This is a genomic window from Mucilaginibacter roseus (assembly GCF_021215455.1).
Classification (GTDB): Bacteria; Bacteroidota; Bacteroidia; order Sphingobacteriales; family Sphingobacteriaceae; genus Mucilaginibacter; species Mucilaginibacter roseus.
Genome location: NZ_JAJPWV010000003.1, coordinates 716,626 through 733,094, shown reverse-complemented (window position 1 = coordinate 733,094; position 16,469 = coordinate 716,626). Strand labels below are relative to the sequence as shown.

Sequence of the window (16,469 nt, the reverse complement as noted above, 5' to 3'; positions counted from 1 at the left end):
AAAAATCACCTTCAAAACTTCATAATCAGCGAAATTCTGATTACGTTTGAATTTTTTGTTGGTGTAGCTTGCATTAATTTTTACCCTGAAAGATCAATGTTACGCGTAGACAGCACCAAGCCCTGTAAAATTATTTATGCCATTGCCAGGCATGATTACCTGGGCTATGTTATTGAACCGCACATTGTTCAGCTTAATCCGAACGGAGAATTTTCGCTCACTCATCAGCGCCTTTTCAGCAACACCGCGCAGGAGTTTAACCATTGCATTGACGAAACCGACCTTAAGTTGATTAAGCTGCTTGAGGAGATGGAACAGGGCAACGTTATCAAGCGCTATTATAAAAAACCTATCCGGCCATTTGAGTTTTTCGCCAAGGTGTTCAACGAGCAGCTTTTTGACATGATACGGCCAAAGATAGAAAAGCGCATGGCAGAGGCGCTGGGCTTGTTGCGCAGCAAGTCCATATTTCTGATGAGCAAGGAGGGCTATCCGGCCGAAAAAGAACTGCATATAGCTGGCGAGCCAGCCTCGGTACTGTTCCATTTCAGGCGCGATGATACTGAGATTCGTTACTTCCCAACCATAAAATACCAAGGGATGCGTATCGAGTTCATGTTTAAAGGTGCCGAGATCATCTGCAACCACCCGGCCTGGATGCTGCTTGATGATACCCTGTATTATTTTGATAAGGATATTGAAGGTAAAAAGCTAATGCCGTTTTTAAATAAGCGATACATTGCTATACCAAAGAGTTCAGAGCAATCCTACTTTGAGCGTTTTGTGGCACCGCTTATTGAAAAGCAGAACGTATATGCCGAGGGCTTTACTATCAACACTGAAAAATATGATGCGCGGCCGGTGCTTAAGCCTATTTATGTAGAGGGCGGTACATCGCAACTACAGTTGTATTTTAAATACGCCGGTTATGTTTTCCCTTACGGGGATGGCAGGCATGTATCTGTGCGGATAGAGAGGAATGGCGATGATTATATTTTTCATCGAATTAAGCGCTCAACCACCTGGGAGCGTAACAAGATGGCTCTGCTGGAAGCCAAAGGGTTGAAAACAGCTTCATCGCTGTTCCAAAACCTGGAGGTGGCACATGGGGGTGATGATACCGATCAATCACTCTCCGTTTTTGAATGGCTCAACGAATATCATAATGAGCTGATTAAAGAGGGGTTTGAGATAGAGCAGCCTGATGGACAAAAGCGCTACATATTCGGCAATACCAAGATAGACCTGGAGATAAAAGAGAATAACGACTGGTTTGATATTAACGCCGTTGTCTATTTCGGTCCTTACCGTATTCCGTTTATCGAACTTAAAAACCATATACTTAACCATAAGCGTGAGTTTGTACTGCCATCAGGTGAGATTGCGGTAATACCCGAAAAATGGTTTTCGCAATACGGCAACCTGCTGCACTTTAGCGAGGGCGGTGAGGACCTGAAACTGCGCCGTCATCATTTAGGGCTGGTAAGTGAACTGGCCGATGGCGAAATGGCCGGCCTGGCCATGACGCGTAAGCTACAGCGCCTTAACGATTTTGAGGCACTGGAAGATGTACCCATGCCGGTTGATTTTGCCGGTGTATTACGCCCTTACCAAAAGGCAGGATATAACTGGTTCCATTTTTTAAAGGACTTTCATTTTGGTGGATGCCTGGCAGATGATATGGGTTTAGGTAAAACCATACAAACGCTGGCGCTGCTGCAAAAACATAAAGAAGATGTTGAGGGCGAAGGTGGGCACAGTACATCGCTGCTGATTATGCCTACCTCGCTGATATATAATTGGCTTAATGAGGCCCGCAAGTTTGCCCCTAAGCTACGCTTGATGGTGCATACAGGTACTTTTCGTTACAAATCGCCGGAGGTATTTAAAAATTACGATGTGATTGTGACCACATACGGTATCAGTCGTATAGACATCGAATTGTTTAAAAGCTATTTTTTCGATTATGTTATATTGGATGAAAGCCAGAATATTAAAAATCCGTCATCCAAATCGTACCAGGCGGTTAAGCAATTAAAGTCACGCTTCCGGCTGATATTGAGCGGTACGCCGGTAGAGAATTCCGTAAATGATTTGTGGACGCAGATGTCGTTCATCAACCCCGGCTTATTAGGCACGCAGCAATTTTTCCAGAACGAGTTTGTTACGCCGATTGAGAAGAAGAAGGACGAGGAAAAAGCCCGCCGCCTGCAGGCACTGATAAAGCCCTTTGTAATGCGCCGAACCAAGGAGCAGGTGGCCACCGAGCTGCCGCCAAAAACCGAGAACTTGTTTTATTGCCAAATGAGCGAGGAGCAGGCCGAGGTTTACGAAAAGATAAAATCAGAATACCGCAATGAGTTGCTGAAAAGTATTGAGGATGGTACGTACTCCAATCAGCAAATACAGGTGCTGCAAGGATTGATCAAGTTACGGCAGATTGCGAACCATCCGATCATGATAGATCAAGATTATGAAGGCGATTCGGGTAAGTTCGAGAATGTGGTGCATACATTGGCCAACGTTTTGGATGGCGGGCACAAGGTGCTCATCTTCTCGCAATTTGTTAAACAATTAGCCTTGTACCGCGAGCATTTGGAAAAGCAAGGCGTGCCGCATGTGTACCTGGATGGCAGCACGCAAAATCGCGGCGATGTGGTTAAGCGTTTCCAGGAAGACGAAAAAACACGCGTTTTCCTGATCTCGATCAAAGCGGGCGGCGTAGGGCTCAACCTTACCCAGGCAGATTATGTGTTCATTTTAGACCCATGGTGGAACCCAGCAGTTGAGCAACAGGCTATTGACCGTACGCACCGCATCGGCCAAACCAAAAACGTGTTCATCTATAAATTCATCACCAAGGATACTGTGGAAGAAAAGATATTAGCCCTGCAAAATCGAAAGTTAAGTGTCGCCCGTTCGCTTATCACTACCGAGGAAAGCTTTATCAAATCTCTCTCGGCAGATGATATTAAGGAAATATTGGGTTAAACAGCATCGCCGCGCTTGCGCAGGTAAAACCAGGCCAGAACCCAAAGGCATATCAGCCCGGAAAGAAAACCACCCAGCACATCAGTAAACCAATGCGCGCCCAAATAAACGCGCGAAAAGGGAATGATGAATATAAATGCCAACGAAATTACAATAACAGGTATACGCAATACCGCCGGGAGCGACCGCTTGGTAAGCATCACAATCACCATAAAACCGAAAAACACTACATAAAACTGGGTATGCCCACTCGGGAAACTTTGCTGAACAGTTTTTTCAATCACCTGCACAATATCTTTTGAAGGCCTGGCACGGTTAACGGCGGCTTTGATAATAGTGCTTACTACGCCTGACAATAAGGTAAGCATGGTAAAAAGCGCCTCTTTCTTGTACTTAAACGCCAGGAATAAAACGGCAATAATGGCTGTCATGGTAACCGATATCCAGGCATAGCCGGGATAGCTAACCAGTTTCATCAGTACATCAAGCATCGGCATGCGGTACTTTTGTACTTTCTCTGAAAATTCAAGGTCGATATGGCTCTCCGGAAAATATGATACAAAAACCGACAACACAACGAAGCCGGCTATCAGGCCAATAAGTGTAAAGGTGAGTATGCGTGTGCGGCGTTCGAGCATATATGGTTAGGGTAAGGTGCAAAAAAAATGTCAGATACCTCGCGTATCTGACATTTTCTAATTAACTATTAACTGACCTCAATATTAAACGAATACTGAGTAAACAAATTTATAGTTGATAAAATCGAGCTGACCCGGATGCAATATCCGGATGGCTCCGTTTTATCAACTGTATTTATAACGACGGGTTTTACGATTTGTTTTATAGAAGGGGGTATTATAATACGAAAACGCTGTTAGAAAATCAATTACGTTTTTGAAAAATCTGTAATACGTATACTTTCTAAATTGTATTTTGCGGTTGCAAGGGTATTGAAGCAATACGTTCAGTAACGACATTTGGCTGTAGTATCACCCTAAAAATAAATACATTATGAATGTTGAAATTTTAGCCCGCATTCAGTTTGCCTTTACTATCGCATTCCACTACATCTATCCGCCCCTGAGCATAGGGCTCGGTTTGATCATGACCATTATGGAAGGCCTGTACATTAAAACCGGCCGAAAGATATACGAGCAGATGGCGCGTTTTTACGTGCGGGTGTTCGCGCTGATATTCGGTATCGGCGTAGCAACCGGTATTGTTATGGAGTTTGAGTTTGGCACCAACTGGGCGGTGTATTCCAAATACGTGGGCGATGTTTTTGGTAGTGCCCTTGCGGCCGAGGGTATTTTTGCTTTCGCCTTAGAGTCGGGTTTTTTGGGTATATTGTTGTTTGGCTGGAATAAAGTGCGGCCAGGTGTGCATTTCTTTTCTACCGTAATGGTAACACTGGGTTCTATGTTTTCGGCGGTGTGGATAGTGGTGGCTAACTCCTGGCAGCAAACCCCGGCGGGCTATCATATTGTAGGCAAAGGCCTAAATGCCCGTGCGGAGATAACGGATTTTTGGGCGATGGTGTTTAACCCGTCGTCGGTAACCCGGCTTACCCACGTTTGGATAGGGTCATTTTTAGCCGGAGCTTTTCTGGTATTGAGCATCAGTGCGTTTTACTTGCTGCGAAACCGCCATGCGCATTTCGCGCGTATCTCGTTCAAAATAGCGTTAGCTGTCGCCACCTTTTTTTCGTTGGCGCAGCTGGCAGTAGGCCATAGCTCTGCCGAAGTTGTTGCAGAATACCAGCCCGCAAAACTGGCCGCTTTAGAAGGGCATTTTGATGGTAATAAAGCTGCTGATATGTTTTTGTTTGGCTATGTCGACCAGAAGAATAACCAAACTAAAGGGCTTGCTATACCCGGCGGCCTCAGTTTTTTAACTAAAGGCGATTTTAAAACGCCGGTAACCGGCCTGAACGATTTTAAGCCGGAAGACCGGCCAGGCGCGGTAAACTTTGTTTTTCAAACATACCATATCATGATCGCTATCGGCATGTTTTTGATAGCGCTAACGCTGTATTCCTCGTTTTTGTGGTGGCGGGGCACCTTGTTTCAAAAACGATGGTTGTTGCATGTGTTCTCTTTTTCGGTACTGCTGCCACAAATCGCCAACCAGGTTGGGTGGTACAGTGCCGAGGTTGGCAGGCAGCCATGGGTGGTTTACGGTTTACTGAGAACATCAAAGGCCCTTTCACAAGCGGTAACTGCCGAGCATGTTATGTTCTCACTGATTTTATTTACCGTAGTTTACGTGATATTATTCATCCTGTTCATCTACCTGTTAAATAAAAAAATAAAACACGGGCCTTATGATAACCATAACATTGATCATAGTCCGCGGCACATTGAAATGGCTGATTCCCTTTAATAAAACATCACATGGCAACATTTATAGGCATTGATTATCAAACCTGGTGGTTCCTGCTCATCGGGGCAGTATTTACAGGTTATATTATTCTGGATGGTTTCGACTTGGGTGCCGGGGCGCTTCACCTGTTTTTTAATAAGGAAGAAAGCCGGCGTATAGCGCTTAACGCTATTGGTCCTGTTTGGGATGGCAACGAGGTATGGATAGTGATTGGCGGCGGGGCACTGTTTGCCGGTTTTCCCGAAGTATATGCTACTATGCTCTCGGCATTTTATATACCTTTTATGCTGTTTCTGGTGGCGATAATTTTCAGAGCGATCTCTATCGAGTTCCGGAGCAAGGAGCCGATGGCGTGGTGGCGTAGAATGTGGGATGTGAGCTATTCTATATCAAGCGCGCTGATCGCCTTTTTATTAGGCGTGGTTTTAGGCAATGTAACCCAGGGCATCAACATGGGTGCCGATCATGTTTTTCGCGGTAGCTTTACCGAGTTTTTAAATCCTTATGCATTATTAACCGGCGTTACCACGCTGGCATTGCTAATGATGCACGGCGCCATTTACCTGGTTATGAAAACCGAGAACCGTCTGTATGCCAAACTAACGGTAATGGTGCGCAATACCACCATATTTTTTGTGATCATGATTTTGCTTACTTCGTTCTACACCCTGCTATACCTGCCGCACATGGCAGCCGTGATACGCCGTTATCCGGAGCTATTTTTTGTGCCGGTATTGATGGTGCTGGCCATAGCCAATATAACACGACAGATAACAAAACGTAAATACATGTTCGCGTTTATATCATCCGCGGTAACTATTAGTTTGCTGATGGTATTGGTAGCCATGGAGCTTTACCCGAATATGCTGCTTTCCAAGCAGGATGCCGCCTATCACCTTACCGTATACAATGCCGCATCCTCACAAAAAACATTAGGTATTATGCTTACCGTAGCGGCCATTGGCGTACCGTTGGTGGTAGGTTACACCACCTTTGTGTTCATGACGTTTAAGGGTAAGGTGGAATTGGATGAGATGAGTTATTAATCGCTTAAATATATATAATCGTTAACTAAAACGCCTTTTTTTGAAAGCGCTTTATTAATCTGCTTCCTCTGCCTGGTTGATAGCCTTGAATGGTTGATATCTAAATGTTTGAGTGAAGGCATACTTTCGAGTATTCTTATTACATCATCCACATTGGTTTTTTTTGCAAAACATATATCGAGTGTGTGCAATTTTTTGAGATTTAGGAAAGATTCCGGGAGCTTACTGACATATAAACCAATAAGTTTTACATCCTCCAATTCAATTAGATGTGTAATTTTATCCAAATATTTAAAATAATGCGCTCCATAGGCAATGTCTACATCACCACCCCATGGTCCCTGGTAGGTATTTTCGCCATTTTCAATGTAAAGGCCTTGAATGTCATTGGGTAGAAAAGTTAGTTGCGTGTCAGCTTCAGCAAGCTTTACAAAGTCTGCGTACTTTTCGTAATGTTTAAAGTTAGCTGTTGGTTTCAGATGTTCAAATTCCATTTAGTTATCCCCCTATTATTAAAGAATCGTCTACCGTAATTCCACTCTTTGAAAGCCTTTTTATAATGTATTTTTGCTGCTCAATTAAGAGCCGTGAACCATAAATATCAAGATATTTCAAAGAGGGCATCTTTTCTAAAGTTTCAAGAATCTGTTCAATATCAGCGGTTTTGCTTAGGCAAATTCCTAAACGTTTAAGTTTTGTTAGCTTTTTAAAGCTTTGAGGCAAATCCTTTACAAACAGCTTGATTAGCCTGATCTCTTCCAATCGCTCTAAATCAGAAATATTTTTTAAGAATTCAAAGTAAAGCCCACCATCCGGTAAATCTTGTTCAACAGACCACGGCGGATGGAAAACAAAGTTTTCATTTTGTATATGTAAAGTTTTAACGTTTGCAGGTATAAATTTAAGTGTAGAATCATTTAGAGCCAATTCTTTGAATTGATCATATGTATAATAGGATACGGTGTCTTGAAAGTTCATCGCTTTGATCTTGCTAAAGTTTATGGATAATACAATTGACAAAAGAATCAGATACTTTTTCATAATATTTTAACTTTATCTATTAGGGCATGATAGGCTTTGTTAGACTCTGACCAGAGGTTTTTTTCTAATCTAATAAATACAGCTTGTTCATTGTTTATATTTTTCATCCCTTGTGTTTTATATAAAATAGCGTCTACTCGTGACTTATACGGTGAGTTATAAAGTTTTTGAAAGCTGTCTTTATCAAATACCAATACGCCCGCTGTCACATTTCTTAGAAATGCCCGATGAATAGTTTGTTGTATTCCTTCTACAAAACTTTTAAACAATACTTCAGATGTATTAGATGGATTATATGTTTTGACTTCATAAGCTACAACTCCTTTATTTATTAATGTAGTTCCATTGACTCTTGAGGATGAATTTCTTTGTAGCCTCAATCTTTTACTGGTAGCATTGCCGTTTAAGTCAGTATAAATCAAATTTATATAAGAATAACCGTCTTCAGCTTCGGGGAGGTTCTGGACTGTCAATAAATCGATAAAAATTATTTTTCCAGGACTTCTATTATCTTCAACTTTAGCTCCGGCATGAGCTTCTGCTAATGTCAACGATGGTATACTTAGTAACCTTTGTGCTATTAATCCTTCCCCGATTGCACCCATTGCCTTACCATAACCATCAGTGCCATTTAATCCTTTACTTGTCTGATGGAAATTTCGTACAGAGGTATTGTTACTCGCTTTGAAAGCATTGTATATATAAATATTGTAGTTTATGATCGCTTGCGATACCGGATGATCAACAGGGTAGCTTTCTGCAGGCAGGTTATTATCAAAAGTGTAAGCGGTCATATTTGAATTGACCACGGTTTTAGATGCAGTTGAAATTGGTAATGCATCTAAATCGAACAAGATGTTATTAATTGTAAATGTTCCTACATCAGGAATATTTACGTTTATTGGATAGCCAAAAGATGGATTTAACGGTGGTCTTAAACTTGAATTTCCGTTAGGATTACCTAAGTTGATATAAGTAATCATTCCATTGCTCAAATTAGGAGCAGGTATAGATGGTAATATTAATAAGCCGTTACTACCTGTGCTAATGTTATTTCCATTGGATGAGCTGTTATTGCCTTTAGGTCCCTTGTCTCCAGCCGAATAATAGATGCCAGTTTTTAGCCGTGCGTAATCGAAACTAGGTGTAAAATAACTAGCTACTAGCTTGCCGTTACTATCTTTAATCTCAACAACTTTACCTATATAATCAATTCCTTCGTCAGTTAAAACAGTTTCAAACGGCTCGAATACTTGATAGCCGCCTTTTTGAAGATCTTTTATTAACTCTTCAAAGTTTGCAAATGTAATTCTACAGTTTAAGCAATCCTTATCCATCCCATAATTCTTAGTTGGTTTTGTTGGTGCGGTAGGACAAGGTGCCGGATCCGTAGGATTTGGGAAACCATCATCTGGTGGCCTTACCAGGTTGACTTTTTTGCCTCCCTTTGTGGTCGAAACGTTTACTGGTACGCATGGCGACGGATCCGGACTCGTGCCTACACTTCCGCCGCTACCGCTTCCTGAGCCGCCTGATCCTGCTCCGGGATTGGTTATCGTAACATCGCCCTGGTCTATTAATATACACTCGGTGTAGCTACGCACATAGTCCGTTGTACAACCTTTAAATATCTCGTACGGATTTTCGGGCGTACCACCCCATTCGCACCAAACCTGGTATACATCATATGCGGTGCATGATTCAACGAGGTTGTTTTTTACACTTTGTACCTTCTTTCTACTGCTGGTGCTATTCTGGTCAACCTTTTTCTGCCGGTTCATTTTCCGCAACAGATTGCCATACTCATAAATCCACCCGCTTACAAACTCACCCTTAGGGGTTGAGTATATTACTATTCCGCTAAAGTCTTTATCACGCTGGTTATACGTGTTCTTTTTAAGTTTGCTGATATCGCCGTTTATATAGCTCGAATCGGCAACTACCGTCATTACGTAGGCGGTTACTTCTTCTCCTTTTTTCAGCAACACAAAAGAGCTATGGCTGTATTTGGGGTTATAGCTTTTACCGTCCGAGTTGTTCAGTCCGATCAGATAATCGCCCGACTCGGCGGATAGTTCTATCACATCATCGTCGCCGCGCCGGTAAACGTCAGCGGCATCCCAATCCGGCTGAATGATCTGACTGATGTCACTCTGGCCATTTGCGCCTGCGTCATTGGTTTGCTTGCCCGATATCGGGTACTTGCCCTGGTACCATGCTTTTACTTTGTTAAGATCGACATCGGCAGGCGCGGTAGTTCCATTTGGTAGAATATCTTACGGCAACTGTAAATAAAAATGCTGGTTAAAAGCAACAGCAAGGCGATGCTGCCGCTTAAAAAAGGTTTAGTTGTTTTCATGAAAGGCTATAGGTTAATTTATGCGAAAGATAAAAACAATAAACCGTTCATGCAAAATAACTTTAGCGAAAAATTCAGACATTAATTTTTAACAACCCGCCAATCTCAAAACCGCTATCTTTAGTCAATCGAAAAACATTATGACTAAACGAGTATTAGAGGTATGCGCGTTCAACGTACAATCGTGCATTATAGCTGAACGTGCCGGGGCAGTTCGGGTCGAACTTTGTGATAATCCGATTGAAGGCGGCACTACGCCAAGCTATGGCGCTATCCGTCAGGCACGCGAAAGTATAGGTATCGACATTTACCCCATCATCCGGCCACGCTCAGGCAATTATTATTACAGCGACGAGGAATATGCGATCATCAAAAAGGATATCGAGCTTTGCCGAGAGTTGGGCTGTAACGGTATATCGGTAGGCACACAAGCCATTGATGCCGAAATTGATACCGAGTGGCTTAAACGTATTGTGGAATGGGCAGGCCCTATGGGTGTTACCTGTAACCGTGCTTTTGATGGTACCCCCGATCCTTTTAAAGCACTTGAAGATATTATTGCCTGCGGATGCGAACGCATACTCACATCGGGGCAGGCCAGCGCGGCGCCGGATGCCGGTGAACTGCTGGGTAAACTGGTAGATCAGGCTGCCGGGCGCATTATTATAATGCCGGGCGCGGGTGTGAAGTCCACTAACCTGCAAAAGCTTATAGAGCAGAGTAATGCAACGCAATACCATTCGTCGGCACGCGTAGTAGCGCCAAACCCGCTTACTTATATTAACACCCAAATAAGCGATTATGGCAACGTTTATATTGCCGATGAAAATGAGGTTGCCAGTATGGTGGCCATATTAAACAACAATTAATATTATATATACAGATGGGCAAGCTAATTGACGATTTTAACGACTACAGAACAAAAATGAACGACCGTATTATGGATACGGCCAATACTAATATAAAACGCTTTTTCGCGCTCGATACCACCACCTATGCTGATGGCGCGCTGGATGTTAAAACCAAGGAAATGCTGGGCTTGGTAGCTTCCATGGTTTTGCGTTGCGATGATTGTATAAAATATCACCTCGGAAAATGTTACGAAGCAGGTGTAAAGCACGATGAAATGAACGAGGTTTTCATGATAGCTAACCTGGTGGGCGGCTCAATTGTAATACCACATTACCGCCGTGCGGTGGAGTATTGGGACGAGTTGAACGAACAGCATACCGTTTAAGCTTTTTATATTGGCAGAAAGTACAACCATATCGCGTGTGCGGGCTATGCTGAGGCAAAACAAACTGGCCGCGTGTGGTTTAGTATTTATTATCTTCAGTATTATTCTGGCAACTCTGGGATATTTAATCATGCCTGATGATACACCACTGGCTAATAACATGTCGGTACAGTTAAGTGTAAAGCATCCCGGGGCCAGTTATACGGTGTTGCGTATCCGTAAGCCTGATAAAGTAGATACCGTAAGCCTCATCAACAAAATGCTTTTTGGCCAGCCCAACGCTTATCGCGAAGTGCCTATAAAATCTTATCGTTTCAAAGCGGATTCTATCTATATTGATGAATACATAGGCGATGAAGATGCTCCTGAAAAACATGCCTATAACATTTTTGAGGTGTTCACCGGCAAAAAGACATCTTATAAAAATGATTCGATAAGCTACATAAAACCCGGTGGTGTACAAATGGCGGTTACATCGGGCGAGGCTATTTATAAGCGGATTCGGGATGAAATTGTTAACAAGCAGATCAGCCGCCACACTTATTATTTAGGCAGTGATATTTACGGGCGCGATGTATTGAGCAGGATCATCTTGGGTGCGCGGGTATCATTAGCCGTGGGTTTTTTAGCGGTGATGATCAGCCTCTTTATCGGTGTATTAATTGGTGCCGCGGCCGGTTATTTTGGTGGTTGGGTTGATGCCGCACTAAGCTGGCTGATGAATATACTTTGGTCATTACCGGCGTTGCTGCTGGTTATCGCCATATCTTTCGCGTTAGGGAAAGGCCTATGGCAAATATTTGTAGCGGTTGGTTTATCCATGTGGGTTGAGGTTGCGCGGCTGGTACGCGGGCAGGTAATGGCCGTTAAAAAAATGGAGTATGTTGAGGCGGCGCGCGCTTTGGGTTATACCAATCGCCGTATTATATTTAAGCATATCTTACCCAACATATCTGGGCCGGTGCTGGTTATCGCGGCATCTAACTTTGCTTCGGCCATTCTGCTCGAGTCGGGCCTGAGTTTTCTGGGTTTTGGCGCGCAGCCGCCCATGCCTACCTGGGGCGGCATGATCAAGGAACACTATGGCTACATCGTCATGGATGCAGCTTATCTGGCCATAATTCCGGGCCTGGCTATTATGCTTACGGTTTTCGCTTTTAACGTACTTACTACCGGCTTGCGCGATGCCTTCGACATAAAATCGCAGAATATTCGGGTATAAATGATATATTTTATATTTTAGCTTTACACCCTTAGTAATAAGTATGCCGCCAAGCGAGATGAATTCAGGGGAAGATGAGCTTATACGATTACTGCTTAAAAGGCAGTCGGAGTTAAACTCGTTATTAGAGCTTACCCGGGCTATCAATAAAAATATTGCTACCCCTGTGCTCATACAGATGCTCGAGGTTATTTGTCGTAACTATCTGCAGATAGGTAAGCTGCGTTTTTTAATAGCTGAGGGTAATAACTACATCTGCATCTCAAAATATGGCGGGCAATTTGAGCCAACCGGCGAACTTTACAAAGCCTGCAAACATTTAAAGAAGATAAAAGAACCGGCGGCCTTACAAGGGGTAAGCCATCCGATATTGGAGGCCTACGACTTTTTTATCCCGATCTACCAAAAAAATAAAGCCATAGCTTACGCCCTTATTGGTGATTTTAACTCGCCCGATGATATGGTGAGTAACGACATCAACTTTATGCAAACCATTATTAACGTGGTGTTAGTGGCGCTTGAGAACAAGAAGCTTTTTAAACAAAGGCTCGAGTCTGAACGTTTGCAGCGCGAAATGGAACTGGCGGCTGAGATGCAGAGCATGCTGATACCGGTTAAAGGATATGCCGATGATCATATAGATTTGAGCGCCCGCTATCTGCCGCATCAAAACGTTGGGGGAGATTACTTTGACTTTATCCAGGTAAACGATCATGAATATTTGTGGTGTATTGCCGATGTGTCGGGTAAAGGAATTTCTGCGGCGCTGTTGATGGCCAACTTTCAGGCCAGCCTGCGCGCTTGGGTATCGGTAGAGGATGACCTGCCTACTATTGTTGAGCGGTTGAATAAAATAGTGTTACGTAATACAAAAGGCGAAAAATTCATCACCTTGTTCATCGCTATTTATAACCATAGCACCCGAAAGCTTACCTATGTAAACGCGGGGCACAACCCGGCTATACTTTACGCAAACGGTAATGCCGTGCAGCTTAAAATGGGGACAACCATTATTGGCGCATTTGATGAGCTGCCGTTTATAAACCCGGGCGAATTGCAAATTGAACCCGGAGCGCTCATATTTAATTATACCGATGGCCTGCTTGACCGGGAGACCGATACAACCAAAATATGGAATGAAGAGCGCCTGATGACCTGTGTAAAAAAGAACGGCAAACTCACTGCCGAAAAGTTTAATCAGGCAATACTTAACCACATTGATAATAACGTAAAAGCCAAGCCAATTGACGATATTACGGTGTTGACGTTAAAGTTTAAGTAACCTTTTATCCGGCCCAGCCTTCCCTGTCCAAACTGCGGAAATGTATAGCCTCTGCCAAATGTTCAAGTAGTATTTCTTCGCTGCCCGCAAGATCGGCAATAGTGCGGGCTACTTTTAGTATACGGTCATAAGCACGTGCAGAAAGGCCGAGCTTTTCCATGGCTTTTTTAAGCAGGTTTTGCCCGGCGGCGTCTATCTTACAGATATCGCGCACCATTTGTGGGCTCATTTGCGCGTTGGCATGCAGGTCGGGCTTATTGCCAAAGCGCTCAATCTGCCTTTCGCGCGCTTTAATTACCCGCTCCCTAATGTCTCCGCTATGTTCTGCCACACGATCTGACGCCAGCTCGCTGAAATTTACAGGTGTAACCTCAACGTGCAGGTCTATCCGGTCTAACAATGGCCCCGATATTTTGCTCATGTATTTCTGTACGGTACCGGGCGGGCAAACACATTCCTTTTCAGGGTGATTGTAGTAGCCGCACGGGCAGGGGTTCATGCTTGCAACCAACATAAAGCTTGATGGGTAGTCAACCGTAAACTTAGCTCGTGATATGGTGATGCGGCGTTCTTCAAGCGGCTGGCGCATTACTTCAAGTACGCTGCGTTTAAACTCAGGTAATTCATCTAAAAATAATACCCCGTTGTGCGCCAGCGAAATCTCGCCCGGTTGCGGATTGCCGCCGCCGCCAACCAGCGCAACATCGCTCACGGTATGGTGCGGTGAGCGGAACGGCCTTATAGTTACCAATGCATCTGTGGTTGAAAGTTTGCCTGCTACCGAATGTATTTTGGTGGTCTCCAGCGACTCATGCAAGGTTAACGGAGGGAGAATAGATGGCAGCCTTTTGGCCAGCATGGTTTTACCCGCTCCCGGCGGACCGATCAGGATCACGTTATGGCCACCTGCTGCGGCTATCTCCAGCGCTCGTTTGATATTCTCCTGCCCGCGTACATCGCTAAAGTCGCTGTCGTAATTGCTAAGGCTGTCGTAAAACTCCTCGCGAGTATTTACTACCTCGCGTCTAAGCTGTTCATCGCCATTAAAAAAGCTGGCTACCTGGCGTATATTTTCTACGCCGTAAACCTCAAGCTCATTCACAATGGCGGCTTCGCGCGCGTTTTGTTTAGGCAGTATAAACCCTTTAAAACCCTCCTTACGTGCTTGTATGGCGATGGGTAATGCACCCTTTATAGGTTGCAAGCCACCATCGAGCGAAAGCTCACCCATAATGAGGTATTTGTCTAACAATTCCGTTTCTATCTGGCCGGAAGCAGCTAAAATAGCTGTGGCAATTGTTAAGTCATACGCCGAACCTTCCTTACGTATATCAGCCGGAGCCATGTTTACCACCACCTGCTGGCGCGGCATTTTATAACCGCAATTTTTTAATGCCGATTCGATACGATAGTAACTTTCTTTGACCGCGTTATCGGGCAAGCCTACAATAAAATATTTTGTACCGGGCGCTATATTCACCTCAACGGTTATAGTAATGGCCTGAATGCCATACACAGCGCTACCGAAAGTTTTAACTAACACGTGTAATAAAGTTTTTCAGTGGAAAGATATCTAATTTTAATCTCAGGCGGAAATGTGATTGATCTTAGAATTAAGCTTGCAAATTACGGAAAAAGTTAATAACAAGCGTAAAACTGCAATTAACCACCACTACCGCAATCAGTAACGCCTGGAATACCACTGGTTATGCTGAAGCAAAGCTTTTTACCGGGTAGGCGTAGCATGTTACATTTGCTTCTCGTATGCGAATAAAAGAAGTTCAGTACAAGAATAAGTTGTAAATCACAATTACTTTTAAAACTAAAACAAACTCGTCTGCTTACCATTCCTTGGAGTAAAAAGCGAATAATCAAAGGGCGGCATCTCCCGACCGGCCATAAAGCGGTTGCAGGCCATGCGAAACATCTGGTGGATGGATTCGGCTATCTTGCCATCGCCGCTCATGCGGCGGCCAAAGTTGCTGTCGTTCAGTTGCCCATCGTGGCATGAGCGTATCATGTTCAGCACTTTCTCCGCACGGTCGGGAAACGCTTTTTGTATCCAGTCGGTAAAAATCTCGGCAATGCTGCCATTGAGCCGTACAACCGTAAACCCTGCAGATACAGCACCTCGGTCTGCAGCCGCTTTAATAATATTGGGAACCTCGTTACTGTTTAAACCCGGGATGATCGGCGCGGCCATTACCCTTACCGGCACGTTTATTTGCGAGAGTTTTTGAATTACCGCCAACCGACCTGTTGCGGTAACGGTTCGTGGTTCCAGCTTTTGCCGCAGGTCTTCTTTTAACGAGGTGATCGAAACATTCACGTGCACCAGGTTAAGCTTGGCCATTTCAGCCAGAATATCCATATCACGCAGTATGAGGTTGTTTTTTGTGATAAAGCTAACCGGGTTGCGGTATTTTAAAAAAACCTCGAGCAGGCGACGGGTTATGCCCAGCCTGCGCTCAATGGGTTGGTAGCAATCGGTATTACCGGATAGCACGATACACACCGGCTCATAGTTTTTTTTGTTGAAGTATTGTTCGAGCAGTTCGGGCGCGTTACGTTTTACGATGATCTTACGCTCAAAATCGAGCCCCGCGCTAAAGCCATAATATTCATGGCTGTTGCGGGCATAACAGTATATACAGCCATGTTCGCATCCCTGGTAAGGATTTATGGAATGCATATGGCTCAGGTCCGGACTGTTTGATTCGCTTACAATCTTTTTGGGTGTTTCCTCATATAGCTGTGTTGCTGTGTTCCCGAGTAAAGGCTCATCAAGCCCTTCAATATGTTCAAGTACGTATTTGCTTTTTAAAAATTTGTTGTGGGTATTTACCTGTGCGCCCCTGCCCTTAAAAAAATCCGGATTATCCTCATGTGCCATTGCACAAATTTGCTAA

The 16,469-nt window shown here is 43.9% G+C and carries 14 protein-coding genes; 7 read left to right on the top strand and 7 right to left on the bottom strand.

Translation table 11 applies throughout. From position 1 onward, the window contains the following. Nucleotides 1-96: 96 nt before the first annotated feature. The gene (locus LT679_RS12485) at nt 97-2,991 is read left to right on the top strand and encodes a DEAD/DEAH box helicase (protein ID WP_232177926.1); all 2,895 of its coding nucleotides are present in this window, start codon (nt 97-99) and stop codon (nt 2,989-2,991) included. Here the strand turns inward: LT679_RS12485 and LT679_RS12480 are convergent. Beyond that, nucleotides 2,988-3,629: a phosphatase PAP2 family protein gene (locus tag LT679_RS12480; RefSeq protein WP_232177925.1), complete on the bottom strand. Its 642-nt coding sequence runs from the start codon at nt 3,627-3,629 to the stop codon at nt 2,988-2,990. The genes LT679_RS12485 and LT679_RS12480 overlap by 4 nt on opposite strands. A 373-nt stretch (nt 3,630-4,002) precedes the next feature. Here LT679_RS12480 and LT679_RS12475 point away from each other — a divergent pair, with 373 nt between their 5' ends. Then, complete coding sequence (locus LT679_RS12475; protein WP_232177924.1) at nt 4,003-5,373, top strand: cytochrome ubiquinol oxidase subunit I; 1,371 nt, start codon at nt 4,003-4,005, stop codon at nt 5,371-5,373. A gap of 11 nt (nt 5,374-5,384) precedes the next feature. Further along, nucleotides 5,385-6,419: a cytochrome d ubiquinol oxidase subunit II gene (gene cydB / locus LT679_RS12470; RefSeq protein ID WP_232177923.1), complete on the top strand. Its 1,035-nt coding sequence runs from the start codon at nt 5,385-5,387 to the stop codon at nt 6,417-6,419. Here cydB and LT679_RS12465 read toward each other — a convergent pair. From LT679_RS12465 to LT679_RS12450, 4 genes are all read right to left on the bottom strand, one after another. After that, nucleotides 6,416-6,913 carry a hypothetical protein gene (locus LT679_RS12465; protein WP_232177922.1) on the bottom strand — a complete coding sequence of 166 codons (498 nt, stop codon included), beginning with the start codon at nt 6,911-6,913 and terminating at the stop codon, nt 6,416-6,418. The genes cydB and LT679_RS12465 overlap by 4 nt on opposite strands. 4 nt (nt 6,914-6,917) lie before the next feature. Then, a complete protein-coding gene (locus tag LT679_RS12460) occupies nt 6,918-7,460 on the bottom strand; it encodes a leucine-rich repeat domain-containing protein (protein ID WP_232177921.1) in 543 nt (180 codons plus the stop codon). After that, on the bottom strand, nt 7,457-9,544 hold the full coding sequence (locus LT679_RS12455) for a hypothetical protein (protein ID WP_232177920.1): 2,088 nt from the start codon (nt 9,542-9,544) through the stop codon (nt 7,457-7,459). The genes LT679_RS12460 and LT679_RS12455 overlap by 4 nt, the downstream gene beginning before the upstream one ends. Before the next feature lie 137 nt (nt 9,545-9,681). Continuing rightward, entirely contained in the window at nt 9,682-9,819 is a 138-nt protein-coding gene (locus LT679_RS12450) for a hypothetical protein (RefSeq protein WP_232177919.1), read from the bottom strand. Nucleotides 9,820-9,959: 140 nt separating this feature from the next. Here LT679_RS12450 and LT679_RS12445 point away from each other — a divergent pair, with 140 nt between their 5' ends. Genes LT679_RS12445 through LT679_RS12430 form a run of 4 tightly spaced genes read left to right on the top strand, consistent with a single transcriptional unit; the run spans nt 9,960 to nt 13,560 of the window. Further along, nucleotides 9,960-10,688, top strand: coding sequence for a copper homeostasis protein CutC (locus LT679_RS12445; protein WP_232177918.1), 729 nt, complete (start codon nt 9,960-9,962; stop codon nt 10,686-10,688). Nucleotides 10,689-10,702: 14 nt separating this feature from the next. Further along, nucleotides 10,703-11,056 carry a carboxymuconolactone decarboxylase family protein gene (locus tag LT679_RS12440; protein ID WP_232177917.1) on the top strand — a complete coding sequence of 118 codons (354 nt, stop codon included), beginning with the start codon at nt 10,703-10,705 and terminating at the stop codon, nt 11,054-11,056. Between the two features lie 46 nt (nt 11,057-11,102). Next, nucleotides 11,103-12,278 (top strand): ABC transporter permease, encoded by a 1,176-nt coding sequence (locus LT679_RS12435; RefSeq protein ID WP_394800144.1) that lies wholly within the window; start codon nt 11,103-11,105, stop codon nt 12,276-12,278. Nucleotides 12,279-12,336: 58 nt separating this feature from the next. Next, entirely contained in the window at nt 12,337-13,560 is a 1,224-nt protein-coding gene (locus LT679_RS12430) for a PP2C family protein-serine/threonine phosphatase (RefSeq protein ID WP_232177915.1), read from the top strand. A 4-nt stretch (nt 13,561-13,564) separates the two neighbouring features. Here the strand turns inward: LT679_RS12430 and LT679_RS12425 are convergent, their stop codons facing one another. Then, nucleotides 13,565-15,103: a YifB family Mg chelatase-like AAA ATPase gene (locus LT679_RS12425; protein ID WP_232177914.1), complete on the bottom strand. Its 1,539-nt coding sequence runs from the start codon at nt 15,101-15,103 to the stop codon at nt 13,565-13,567. Nucleotides 15,104-15,382: 279 nt separating this feature from the next. Further along, entirely contained in the window at nt 15,383-16,453 is a 1,071-nt protein-coding gene (locus tag LT679_RS12420; protein ID WP_232177913.1) for a PA0069 family radical SAM protein, read from the bottom strand. Nucleotides 16,454-16,469: the final 16 nt, after the last annotated feature.